The 11606-nt window shown below is 60.5% G+C and carries 11 protein-coding genes and 1 pseudogene; all 12 read right to left on the bottom strand.

Translation table 11 applies throughout. The annotated features are described in order from the left end of the window. Positions 1-819 carry an acyl-ACP--UDP-N-acetylglucosamine O-acyltransferase gene (gene lpxA / locus OS035_RS19325; protein ID WP_003586666.1) on the bottom strand — a complete coding sequence of 273 codons (819 nt, stop codon included), beginning with the start codon at positions 817-819 and terminating at the stop codon, positions 1-3. After that, the gene (gene fabZ / locus OS035_RS19320; RefSeq protein WP_097625360.1) at positions 816-1283 is read right to left on the bottom strand and encodes a 3-hydroxyacyl-ACP dehydratase FabZ; all 468 of its coding nucleotides are present in this window, start codon (positions 1281-1283) and stop codon (positions 816-818) included. Before fabZ ends, lpxA begins: the two co-directional genes overlap by 4 nt. Further along, positions 1276-2343: a UDP-3-O-(3-hydroxymyristoyl)glucosamine N-acyltransferase gene (gene lpxD, locus OS035_RS19315; RefSeq protein ID WP_097625359.1), complete on the bottom strand. Its 1068-nt coding sequence runs from the start codon at positions 2341-2343 to the stop codon at positions 1276-1278. Before lpxD ends, fabZ begins: the two co-directional genes overlap by 8 nt. A gap of 50 nt (positions 2344-2393) precedes the next feature. Then, complete coding sequence (bamA, locus tag OS035_RS19310) at positions 2394-4733, bottom strand: outer membrane protein assembly factor BamA (protein ID WP_003586671.1); 2340 nt, start codon at positions 4731-4733, stop codon at positions 2394-2396. 203 nt (positions 4734-4936) lie between these two features. Beyond that, the gene (gene rseP, locus OS035_RS19305; protein ID WP_097625358.1) at positions 4937-6055 is read right to left on the bottom strand and encodes an RIP metalloprotease RseP; all 1119 of its coding nucleotides are present in this window, start codon (positions 6053-6055) and stop codon (positions 4937-4939) included. 37 nt (positions 6056-6092) lie between these two features. After that, positions 6093-6923 (bottom strand): phosphatidate cytidylyltransferase, encoded by an 831-nt coding sequence (locus tag OS035_RS19300; RefSeq protein ID WP_183777726.1) that lies wholly within the window; start codon positions 6921-6923, stop codon positions 6093-6095. Beyond that, positions 6923-7666 carry an isoprenyl transferase gene (locus tag OS035_RS19295; protein WP_003586675.1) on the bottom strand — a complete coding sequence of 248 codons (744 nt, stop codon included), beginning with the start codon at positions 7664-7666 and terminating at the stop codon, positions 6923-6925. The genes OS035_RS19300 and OS035_RS19295 overlap by 1 nt, the downstream gene beginning before the upstream one ends. 37 nt (positions 7667-7703) lie before the next feature. Then, complete coding sequence (frr, locus tag OS035_RS19290; protein WP_097625357.1) at positions 7704-8264, bottom strand: ribosome recycling factor; 561 nt, start codon at positions 8262-8264, stop codon at positions 7704-7706. Positions 8265-8327: 63 nt separating this feature from the next. Continuing rightward, entirely contained in the window at positions 8328-9050 is a 723-nt protein-coding gene (gene pyrH, locus OS035_RS19285; RefSeq protein ID WP_003573378.1) for a UMP kinase, read from the bottom strand. Between the two features lie 96 nt (positions 9051-9146). Next, positions 9147-10073, bottom strand: a complete 927-nt coding sequence (gene tsf, locus OS035_RS19280; RefSeq protein ID WP_097625356.1) for a translation elongation factor Ts — start codon at positions 10071-10073, stop codon at positions 9147-9149. Positions 10074-10312: 239 nt separating this feature from the next. After that, positions 10313-11080 carry a 30S ribosomal protein S2 gene (gene rpsB, locus OS035_RS19275; protein WP_003573382.1) on the bottom strand — a complete coding sequence of 256 codons (768 nt, stop codon included), beginning with the start codon at positions 11078-11080 and terminating at the stop codon, positions 10313-10315. 233 nt (positions 11081-11313) lie between these two features. After that, positions 11314-11538 (bottom strand): annotated as a pseudogene (locus OS035_RS19270) (hypothetical protein); the annotation flags it as partial. Positions 11539-11606: the final 68 nt, after the last annotated feature.

Here is an 11606-nt window from a genome sequence, read left to right as displayed (position 1 = left end):
TCAGCCCTTCTGCCCCCGGGTCGGCGAGGACAGAGCGCGATCGCTGTCGGCGGCGATGAAATCGAGGATCTGGACCGCCTGCTCGCAATCGGCATATTCGTCGCGGATGGCGGCGGCGTTTTCGCGGACGGAGCCCGTTCCTTCGAAGATCGACTTATAGGCGCGGCGTACCCTGTGGATGACGGCGCGGTCGACGCCGGCGCGGGTCATGCCGACGACATTCAGGCCGCTCAGCAGACCGGGATTGCCGTTCAGCATACCGTAGGGAATGACATCGTAACTCACTGCCGAAAGCCCGCCGACGAAGGCCTGACGGCCGACACGGGTGAATTGGTGAACGGCCGAGCCGCCGCCCAGAATGACGCGATCCTCGATGACGACATGGCCGGCGAGCATGACATTGTTCGACATGATCACGTGATTGCCGACCTTGCAGTCATGCGCGACATGGGAATTGGCAAGGAAGAGGTTGTTGTCGCCGACGATCGTCTGGCCGCCGAAATCGGCCGTGCCGGTGTTCATCGTCACACCTTCGCGCATCGTGCAGTTGGCGCCAACCGAAAGCGTCGTCTCCTCGCCGCCGTGATGCACGCTCTGCGGATCGCCGCCGATGACGGCCATCGGAAAGATGCGCGTGCCCTTGCCGATCACGGTGCGGCCGGTGACAATAGCATGCGACAAGAGCTCGACATTTTCATGCAGGACGACGTGCGGCCCGACATGGCAGAAGGGACCGATCTTGACGCCCTCACCGATCACAGCCCCGTCTTCGACGACAGCCATCGGATGAATGCGGGCGCTTTCGGCAATAGTGCTCATGCCTGTTCCTTACGAACGATCATTGCGCCGATATCGGCTTCGGCGACCAGGGCGCCGTCAACCTTGGCGTCGCAATGGAATTTCCAGATATTGCCGCGCTGCTTGTGCTTGGCGACATGGAATTCGACGCGGTCTCCAGGAACGACAGGCTTGCGGAAACGGGCATTCTCGATGGTCATGAAGTAGACGAGGTTGCCGGGCTGGCCTTCCTTCTTGGCACAGATCGCACCCGCGGTCTGCGCCATGCCCTCGATCAAAAGCACGCCCGGCATGATCGGAGCTTCCGGAAAATGGCCGGTAAAATGCGGTTCGTTCACCGTGACATTCTTGATGCCGATCGCCGAGTTGTCGCCGTCGATCTGGATGATCTTGTCGACCATGAGGAAGGGGTAACGATGCGGCAGCAGCTTCATGATCTCGATGATGTCCGCCGAAGAAAGCGTTGTCGTGGCTTCTTCAGTCATTTTCCTTGCCTCCAGGGTTCCGACCGCGCAACTTGGACTTCGACACTTGTTGTGCGGCCTCTCTCAGATAGTCTTTTAGCGGACGGGCCGGTACACCGCCATATTGCCCGCCGGCGGCAAGATCGGTCATGATACCGCTTTTGGCCGCGATCTGCACGCCGTCGCCGATCGTTACATGCCCCTTGATGCCGGCCTGGCCGCCGATCTGCACGCCATTGCCGATCTTCGTGCTGCCCGCGATGCCGACCTGCGCGACAATGGCGCAATGGCGGCCCATCTGGACGTTGTGGCCGATCTGGACCTGGTTGTCGATCTTGGTCCCCTCACCGATCACCGTATCGTCCATGGCGCCGCGGTCGATCGTGGTATTGGCCCCGATCTCGACGTTGTCCTGGATGATCACCCGGCCGATCTGGACGATCTTGATCATGCCGCGCGGACCGGGCGCATAGCCGAAACCATCCTGACCGATGCGGACGCCGTTATGGATGATGACGCCGTTGCCGATCAGCGCGCAGAGAATGCTGGCGCCGGCTGCAATCGAACAATCGCGGCCGATCTTGACATTCGGGCCTATGACACTGTGGGCGCCGATGCGCGTGCCTTCGCCGATTTCGGCATGCGCGCCGATAACCGCCAGGGGCTCGACGATCACACCTTTTTCCAGCCTGGCGCTCGGATCGATCACCGCGCTCGGCGCAATCTCGCTTTCACCCGGCGAAATGGCGACCGGACGCAATGCTGCCGGGTAAAACAGTCCGCCTGCCATCGCAAAGGCCGCGTGCGGATTGGACGACAGGATGATGGGGATATGCGGGGGGACGAGATCGGCCAGCGCCTTGTCGCAGATCACCGCCGAGGCTTCGCATGTCGCCAGCTCATCGCGGCTGCGACGCGACAGGATATAACAGACATCACCCGCCCGCGCCCGGTTGATTGGGGCCACGGATCGGACGACGATGTCGGCATGGTCGGAATTGGGAAGTTCCGCCCCAAGAAACTCTGCCAGCTCAGCGAGCTTCAGACCTTCATGGGGCAGAAAAAAAACGTTTTGCTCCATCGGCAATGCTCCAGAACGGAATTGAGTCTTACAGTTCCGGACTGCCGATATCAGAATTGGTTGTTGATGCCAAACTTGAAGTTCTGCGTCTTGTCGAAGTCTTCCTTGAGAACCGGGATCGCGTAATCCAGGCGTAATGAACCGAAGGGAGACTGCCAGACGACACCGACGCCGACGGAAGCGCGCAGAGAGGCGTCTTCACCATCAATGCCGTCGCCCCTCAGGTCAACGTCATTGCCGAACAGCGTGCCGGCATCGGCGAAGACCGCGCCGCGCAGGTTAAAGTCACGCGGGAAGCCCGGCATCGGGAAGGTCGCTTCGGCCGATGCGGTGAAATACGTCGTACCACCCAGAGGATCATCGTTGGTGCCGGAAACGCGCGGGCCGATGCCCTTGTTTTCAAAGCCACGAATATCGCCGTTGGTCAGGGTGAACTGATCGAAGACATTCAGATGGTCGCCGAGGCCGATGACATAACCCGCCGAAGCAGAAACCGAGCCGATGATATCGGCATCGTCAGCGAGCAGACGGTAATAACGGGCCTTGCCGTAGATCTTATAGAACTGCGAGTCGCCGCCGAGGCCAGCCAGTTCCTGCGTCGCCGTCGCATAGATGCCTTCACGTGGCAGGACGGTGTCATCAAGCGTGTTATAGGTCAGCGTCTGCGAGATCGAAGAGCGCGTCCACGGGCTGTCTTCAACGAGGTGCTGATACGGAGCTGACAGATCGGAAAGATCGCTGCTGTCCGCGTCATACTTCATCTGCTTGTAGTTATAGCGGAAAGTCGTCGCCAGGTCTTCGGTGATCGGCGCGGTGACGCGCAGAACGACGCTGGTTTCCTCATAGTCGTAGTTGTCGTTGCTCGACGTCTCGCTGTGGTTGACGTCGAAGCCTGCGGCCAGACGATAACCGAGGAAATAGGGCTCGGTGAAGCTGACGCCGTAGGCGCGCGAACCTTCCTGACCGCCGCCGGCCGAGATGCGGATATACTGACCGCGGCCGAGGAAGTTCTTTTCTTCGATGGACGCTTCAAGCAGCAGGCCGTCACCGCCGGCGGCATAACCGGCGCCGACACCGAACGAACCTGTCGACTGATCCTGCACGTCGACGACCACCACGACACGATCCGGCGAGCTGCCCGGCTGGGTTGAAATGTTGACGGACGAGAAGTAACCGAGCGCTTCGAGGCGGCGCTTGGCCTTGGTGATCATCTGCTGGTTGAAGGCGTCGCCTTCGCTCATATCGAATTCGCGGCGGATGACGTAGTCGCGCGTGCGGCTGTTGCCGCGGATTTCGATACGCTCGACATAGGCGCGCTCGCCCTGGTCGACCAGATATTCGACACCGATCGTATTGTTGTTGAGGTCGCGGTTACCGCGCGGCGTGACGCGCGCAAAAGGATAACCGGCAGACGCGACCTGATCGGAGATCGCCTCGATCGACTTCTGCACTTCCTTGGCGTTGTAGACATGACCTTCATGGGTGCGCACGAGCGGCTGCAACTGCTCGGAACCGACGCCTTCGACGGTCGACTGGACGGTCACCGGCCCGAAGTCGTAACGCTGGCCTTCCTCGATGTTGAAGGTGAGCGTGTATTTGTTGGTCGCATCGTCGAAGGTGGCATCGGAAGAGACGATGCGCATGTCGGCATAGCCGCGATTGTAATAGAACTGGCGCAGCGCTTCTTCGTCGGCATGCAGCTTGTCTTCGTTATAGACGTCCTTGCGGGTCAGGAACGACAGGAAGTTCGAACGCTTGGTGTTGATGACAGCAGCCAGGCGGCCGGCGCTGTAGGCATTGTTGCCGACGAAATTGATCGAATCGATCTTGGTGCGATCGCCTTCGTTGATGACGAAGGCAAGGTTCACGCGGCCTTCGCCGAGCGGCACCACCTGCGTCGTGACTTCGACTTCGCTGCGGCCGGTGGCGGCGTAAGCTTCTTTGATCGACTGGATGTCGGACTGGATCTGGGTGTCGCTGTAGGGGCCTGCGGCATGCGTCTGGACGATGGTCGCGAGCTTGTCATCCTTGATCTTGCGATTTCCGTTGAAGACGACCTGGTTGACGAGCTGGGCTTCCTGGACGTTGACGACAAGCGTGCTTCCGGAGACTGAGATCTTCACGTCGGAGAAGTAACCCGTCCCGTAGAGCTGCTTGACCGATTCATCGATATCGGTGTTCGAAAAGCTCTTTCCGGGAGCGATGGTGAGGTTCGACCGGACCGCTTCCGCGCCGACGCGGCTTGCGCCGCGCACATCAATGCGCTGGATGACCGCGGCCTCGGCGGCGGTAGCGGAAACGAACGTCAAAGCACCTGCGCCCGAAGCAACAACACTAGCAGACAGCGCAACCGCCGATACTGCGTTCAAAAACTTTGAACCAGCCTTCATTTCACCTATTACCTTTTTTTCCCTCGTCCCCGGCCTCAGGAAAACCCGATTCCGGTCACGTGTGTCGTTTTACCCGCTTTTGACATACAAGCAAGGGAGGTCGTTAATTTCTGTTTACTTCATTTCGAAGCGTGACCCATTCGCCACTACAGCCTTGAAACATCGTAAATAAATAGTAATTCCCCTGCTTCGCGCGTTTACCCTTAGCTCGCGCCAATGTCGTTCCAGGTCGTGAAAACCATCAATGTCAGTATCATGGCCAAGCCAATGCGAAATGCGATTTCCTGGGTCTTGGCGCCCAGCGGTTTTCCTCTGACCGCTTCCACCGCATAGAACATCAGGTGGCCGCCATCAAGTACCGGAACCGGCATCAGGTTAAGCAATCCTATCGAAACTGAAAGCATGGCAGCAAGCTGCAACACTGCCCCTATTCCAAGCTTCGCCATCTGGCCCGAAGCTTGCGCCACACGGATCGGGCCGCCTAGTTGATCGGCCCGCATCGTTCCGCGGAAAATATTGCCGATATATTTGAAGGTGCCGGTGACGATATCCCGGGTCTCGATCACACTTTCGCGCAGCGCCTGGAGCGGTGTGTAGGTCTGCAGGCGGAAATTGCCGACCTCCTTGCTGGTCACGATGCCGATCTGGCCGACCTCGATCTTGTTGCCGAACTGGTCGGTCATGTCGACGCGCTGCGGCACCATCGGCAAATCCAGCTTCTGGCCGCCGCGCTCGATGGTGACGACGATCTCCTGACTCGGGCGGATGGCGACATAGCGGCGCACATCGTCGAAGGTCTCGACCTTGCCGCCGTCGATGGCGACCAGCAGATCGCCGGGGAGGATGCCGGCGGCAGCCGCCACGCCCTCCGGCTTAACTTCGGAAACGACGGGATCGGCGACCGAGCGGCCGTAGACCGAGAAAAGAAGGGTGAAAATAGCGATGGCCAGCAGGAAATTGGCGATCGGGCCAGCTGCGACCGTTGCTGCACGTTTCCACAATTTTGCTCCGGCAAAGGAGCGCGCCCTGTCCTCTTCGGACATGGCCGCGATCTTGTCGCTGTCGGGCTTGCTCGAGGCGTCCTCGTCTCCGAAGAAACGGACGTAACCGCCAAGCGGGATCACCGAGATCTTCCAACGCGTTCCATGGCGGTCGGTGAAGCCGAATATCTCCGGACCGAAACCGACTGAGAAGGCAAGGATGCGGATGCCGCTCCAGCGTCCGACGAGGTAGTGGCCCATCTCGTGCACGAAGACGAGCAGCGAGAGCACGAGGATGAAGGTGACGATATTCCCCATCAGGAATGCGTATATATCGGCCATCACTTCTATCAGTTCCTTCCGTCAGGCTGCCGCGTCATCAAAGGCCGAACAAGGCCGCGCCGAGCGACGTCATCGCAGTCCCCTTTATCAGGGAAAATAATCCAGCTAGCAAGAACGCCGAAAAACAGGCGAAAATCAGTCCGTCGACACGGTCCATGACGCCGCCATGACCAGGAATGAGACGGCTTGAATCCTTGACGCCGAATTTCCGCTTGATGAACGATTCGAACAGATCTCCCGACTGGCTGCAAACCGAGAGAACGAGGGCTGCGACGGCAGCGATGATTACCGTGCCTGGAAGGAGAAAGTGGATAAGAACGACGCCGGCTACGACCGCCGAAACGGCACCGCCGATTGCCCCCGACCATGTCTTTCCAGGCGAGATCGAAGGGGCAAGCTTCGGCCCGCCAAGCGCCCTGCCGACGAAATAAGCAAGGATGTCGGTTGCCCAGACGACGGCAAAGACGAAGAGCATGGCATAAAGGCCGGGCCGGTCATCGCTTCTGATCGCGGCGAGCGCGAGGCCCGTGGCACCGGCATAAAACAGGCCCACGGGCAACCATCGGCTGGTGCCGTGCAGGATGATCAGCGCTATGCCGACGGCGGTGACGCCGGCCAGCATACCGGCGGCGAATTCGAAATTGCCGACAAGCACGAGGAAAGCAATCGCCGCCTGGCCGATCCAGCCGACGGCATTGGCGACCCAATCACGCGCGACGCCGGTTATTGTCGACCATTCATAATAGATCAGCAGGCCGATCACGGCCGCCAGGATGCGGAAGGCAAACCCGCCGTACCATGTGGCGGCAAGAACGATCACCGCAAGAATCAGGCCTGAAACGATGCGAAGCTTCAATTCCTGCTGCATCAGGTGCCGACCGCGGCTGCCTGCGACGACAGGCCGCCGAAGCGCCGGTCGCGGGAGGCGAATTTCTCCAGCGCCGAGCGGAAGATCTCGGGGCTGAAATCCGGCCAATACTCCGGAACGAAGATGAATTCCGAATAGGCGGCCTGCCAGAGGAGGAAGTTGGAAAGCCGCTCCTCGCCGCTGGTGCGGATGATGAGGTCCGGATCGGGGATACCGGCCGTATCGAGACGGGCGTTGATCAGCGATGGCGTGATATCCTGCGCCCTCAGGCGGCCGGCCTCGACGTCTCTCGCCAGGCTGACCACAGCCCGCGAGATCTCGTCGCGCGAGCCGTAATTGAAAGCGATGACCAGCGTCAGCGCCGTATTGTCCTTGGTCGTTTCCTCCGCCTCGAGCAGCAGGCCGAGAATGTCGTTGCGCAGGCTGTGGCGGTCGCCAATCACCTTGATCCGCACATTCTGGCGATGAAGCTCGGCAAGGTCACGGCGGATGAAAGCCTTGAGCAGACCAAGCAGGTCGGAGACCTCGGCCTCCGGCCTGCGCCAGTTCTCCGAGGAGAAGGCAAAGAGGGTCAGATATTTTATGCCGGCCGCGCCGGCGGCGCGCACTGTCTCGCGGACCGCCTCGACGCCCTTCCGATGGCCCATCGTACGCGGCAGGCCGCGCTGCTTGGCCCAACGGCCATTGCCGTCCATGATGATGGCAACATGCTCTGGCACAGTCACAAATACAGATTCCGACATTTCCCGTCCGGTCTTTCCAGGCAAAGGCACAGATCCACTAGACCTGCATGATTTCCTTTTCCTTCTCGCCAAGCAAGCGGTCGATTTCGGAAATCGTCTCGTCGGTCATCTTCTGTACACGTTCCGACTGCGCCCTGCCCTCGTCCTGGCCGATTACGCCATCCTTTTCGGCCTTCTTAAGGCCGTCCATGCCGTCACGGCGTACATGGCGAATCGCGACCTTGCTCTTTTCGGCGTAATCATGAGCCACCTTGACGAGCGACTTGCGGCGCTCCTCGTTCAGTTCGGGCAGCGGAATGCGCAGGTTCTGGCCGTCGACGATCGGGTTGAGGCCGAGATTGGATTCGCGAATGCCGCGCTCGACGGCGCTGACCATCGACTTGTCCCAGACGGAAACCGACAGCATGCGCGGCTCGGGCACGGTGATGTTGGCGACCTGGTTCAGCGGCATGCGCGAACCATAGGCCTCGATCGTGACCGGATCGAGGATGTTGGCCGAAGCGCGGCCGGTGCGCAGCGATGCGATGTCGCTCTTGAATGCGGAAACCGCGCCGTCCATGCGGCGCTTCAGTTCCTTGATGTCGATACCTTCACTCATGTCGATGCTCCCGTATAAAGCGCGTCGCGATGGCTGCGCCTGACAAAGGCGGCGCAGTCTATATCAGTTGTCGGAGACGATGGTCTTGAGGCCACCGCCCGTCAGGATTTCAGCAAAACCGCCTTTCTCGTGGATCGAGAAGACGATGATCGGAATGGAATTCTCCCGGGCGAGCGCCACGGCGGCAACGTCCATCACCGCAAGCCCCCTGTCCAGCACTTCCTGGTGCGTCAGGCGGTCAAGCCGGGTCGCATCGGGATATTTCTTCGGGTCGGCGGTATAGATGCCGTCGACCTGCGTGCCCTTGAAAATCGCTTGCGCGCCCATTTCGGCGGCGCGCAGCGCTGCGGCCGAATCGGTGGTGAAGAAGGGGTTGCCGGTGCCGCCGGCAAAGATCACCACACGTCCCATCGACAGGTGATAGAGGGTCGCGCGCTGCGAAAAGCTCTCGCAGATCTCAGGCATGGAGATGGCCGAAAGCACCACGGTATCGATGTTGAGCTTGCGCAGCGAGGTCGCCAGCGCGAGCGCATTGATGATGGTGCCGAGCATGCCCATGTGGTCGCCGGTGACCCGGTCACCGCCCTTGGACGCGACCGCGACACCGCGGAAAATATTGCCGCCACCGACGACGACGCCGACTTCCACGCCCATATGCCTTGCTTCGGCGATATCGGATGCAATGCGGTCCGCCACCGCAACATCGATCCCGAAACCCTGGCTACCCATGAGCGCTTCGCCGGAAGCCTTGAGTAGAACGCGTTTATAGACAGGCTCTAAAGACATCTTGGCTCCTCGTAAATTGCCGTGAATGCCCGATACACGAAGGGCACCGCGTTGTCACGCGATGCCCCTGTTGTTTTCCCAATTATGGCTGGAAGATCAACCCTTGACGGCAGCCGCAACTTCGGCTGCGAAATCGGTTTCTTCCTTCTCGACGCCTTCGCCGAGCAGAAGGCGGGCCATGCCGGCAACTTCGATCGGCGCGCCGACGGCCTTTTCAGCTTCCTTGACGGCGGCTGCGACGGTCAGATCCGGATTGATGACGAAAGCCTGCGAGAGAAGGGCGACTTCCTCGAAGAATTTGCGCATGCGGCCATCGACCATCTTCTCGATGATGTTGTCCGGCTTGCCGGAAGCGCGCGACTGCTCGATGAAGACGTTACGCTCGCGCTCGGCGACGGCGGCATCGACTTCCTCGGGGCGGATCGCCAGCGGTGCGGTCGCAGCGATATGCATGGCGACCTGGCGGCCGATTGCGTTCAGGGCTTCCTTGTCGCCGGTCGACTTCAGCGCGACGAGAACGCCGAGCTTGCCGAGGCCGTCGGAAACAGCATTGTGGATATAGGTGGCGACGACACCGTCCTCGACGGAGAGCGCGACCGAGCGGCGCAGGTTCATGTTCTCGCCGATCGTTGCGATCGCGTCCTTGATCGTGTCGGAAACGGACTTGCCGGATGCCGGGTAGGTCGCAGCCGCAACGGCCTCGACGGTGCCGTTTGTGGAGACGGCAACCTTGGCGATGCCGCGGACCAGATCCTGGAAGGCATCGTTACGGGCGACGAAGTCGGTTTCGGAATTGACTTCGACCACAACGGCCTTGGTGCCCTGGCTCGAAACACCGATGAGGCCTTCGGCAGCGGTGCGGCCCGACTTCTTGTCGGCCTTGGCGATGCCCTTGGCGCGCAGCCAGTCGATCGCCGCTTCCATGTCGCCGCCGGTTTCAGCAAGAGCCTTCTTGCAATCCATCATGCCTGCGCCGGTCTTTTCGCGCAGTTCCTTCACCATTGCAGCCGTAATCTCGCTCATTAGCTTCCTCTTGTCGGTTCATACGGTGGGCCGCAAAGCGCGGCGCGGCACCGGATTGAGGCACGAAATGTACCTGTATGTATGACAGCGTGATGAAGACGCGTCATAACGAAACTTATCTGGCAAAGAGCCTGATGCCCTCGCCCTGAAACAGGCAAGGCCGCCGAACTTCGATGAGTCGCGAGCGGCCTTTCCCAGTCATGCAAGCTTTGGCGGACCTTTCGATCCGCCAGCTTTCATCAGCCTTCGGCTGCTTCTTCGAGAGCCGGCTCGACCGGAACTTCGGAGGATGCGCCGAGATCGCGGCCGGAAGAGCTCTGCTGACGCGCAATGCCGTCGATGGCCGCGCGGGAGATCAGCTCGCAGTAAAGAGCGATGGCGCGCGATGCGTCGTCGTTGCCCGGGATCGGATAGTCGATCAGGTCCGGGTCGCAGTTCGAGTCGATGATGGCAACGACCGGGATGCCGAGGCGCTTGGCTTCGTCGATCGCGATCTTTTCCTTGTTGGTGTCGATGATGAACATCAGGTCCGGAGTGCCGCCCATATCGCGGATACCGCCGAGAGCCTTGTCGAGCTTTTCACGCTCGCGCTCGAGGTTCAGGCGTTCCTTCTTGGTGAAGCCCTGGGCTTCGCCGTTGAGGATCTCATCGAGCTTGCGCAGGCGCTGGATCGAGTTGGAAATCGTCTTCCAGTTCGTCATCATGCCGCCGAGCCAGCGCGAGTTGACGTAGTACTGGGCCGAACGCTTGGCGCTGTCGGCGATGATCTCGGACGCCTGGCGCTTGGTGCCGACGAAGAGAACGCGGCCGCCGCGGGCAACGGTATCGCTGACGACCTGCAGGGCGCGCGACAGCATCGGAACGGTCTGAGCCAGGTCGATGATGTGGATGTTGTTACGATCGCCGAAGATGTACGGCTTCATCTTCGGGTTCCAGCGGTGCGTCTGGTGACCGAAGTGGACGCCTGCTTCGAGAAGCTGGCGCATAGAGAAATCGGGCAATGCCATGCCTTTGTATCCTTTTCCGGTTGAACCTCCGCAAGGCGAACAGCATCCTCTTCGAGAATGCCACCGGGCGGAACGATCCGGATTTCTCCCGGACAATCCCATGCCTTACGTGTGGAATGCCGCTGCCCATACATTCCGTCCGGCATAAAAGCAAGGAAAACATTCCAATCGGCAGACAAACAAGGTTTATGCCGAGAAATTCAGCCGCTGCCCCGCCCTTCGCATGCGTCCGCTCAGCTTGCCAGCATCGTCAGCAGCGACAGCATCAGCTCGGCGTCCGGCATCGGCAGGACGGCATCGACCTCGGCCGGCAGCAGGCTGCCGATTGCGCTGTCGGCGGTGCCGGCGGCGGCTCCTGGCGGACCGCGGAAGCCGTGCCTCGTCCAGGCCAGTTCCTGCAGCTTCGGGCTCACCAGCGCCTCGATCAGCCGATCGGCGTTCTCGTCGACGACGATCAGCGAGGCGGGCTTTCCAGGCTTGCGACAGGTAATCGCCTGGAGACCCATCTTCGCAATAAGCAGGCCTT

The sequence above is a fragment of the Rhizobium sp. 268 genome, from assembly GCF_036571585.1.
GTDB classification, from domain to species: Bacteria; Pseudomonadota; Alphaproteobacteria; order Rhizobiales; family Rhizobiaceae; genus Rhizobium; species Rhizobium redzepovicii.
This window is presented reverse-complemented; position numbering and strand designations above follow the sequence as displayed.

What these genes read in the sequence shown, in the direction of transcription:
- tsf (WP_097625356.1), bottom strand. Translation starts at nt 10,073, where the DNA reads ATGAGCGAGATTACGGCTGCAATGGTGAAGGAACTGCGCGAAAAGACC.
- fabZ (WP_097625360.1), bottom strand. Translation starts at nt 1,283, where the DNA reads ATGACTGAAGAAGCCACGACAACGCTTTCTTCGGCGGACATCATCGAG.
- frr (WP_097625357.1), bottom strand. Translation starts at nt 8,264, where the DNA reads ATGAGTGAAGGTATCGACATCAAGGAACTGAAGCGCCGCATGGACGGC.
- rseP (WP_097625358.1), bottom strand. Translation starts at nt 6,055, where the DNA reads ATGGCCGATATATACGCATTCCTGATGGGGAATATCGTCACCTTCATC.
- lpxA (WP_003586666.1), bottom strand. Translation starts at nt 819, where the DNA reads ATGAGCACTATTGCCGAAAGCGCCCGCATTCATCCGATGGCTGTCGTC.
- OS035_RS19295 (WP_003586675.1), bottom strand. Translation starts at nt 7,666, where the DNA reads ATGTCGGAATCTGTATTTGTGACTGTGCCAGAGCATGTTGCCATCATC.
- OS035_RS19300 (WP_183777726.1), bottom strand. Translation starts at nt 6,923, where the DNA reads ATGCAGCAGGAATTGAAGCTTCGCATCGTTTCAGGCCTGATTCTTGCG.
- lpxD (WP_097625359.1), bottom strand. Translation starts at nt 2,343, where the DNA reads ATGGAGCAAAACGTTTTTTTTCTGCCCCATGAAGGTCTGAAGCTCGCT.
- pyrH (WP_003573378.1), bottom strand. Translation starts at nt 9,050, where the DNA reads ATGTCTTTAGAGCCTGTCTATAAACGCGTTCTACTCAAGGCTTCCGGC.
- rpsB (WP_003573382.1), bottom strand. Translation starts at nt 11,080, where the DNA reads ATGGCATTGCCCGATTTCTCTATGCGCCAGCTTCTCGAAGCAGGCGTC.
- bamA (WP_003586671.1), bottom strand. Translation starts at nt 4,733, where the DNA reads ATGAAGGCTGGTTCAAAGTTTTTGAACGCAGTATCGGCGGTTGCGCTG.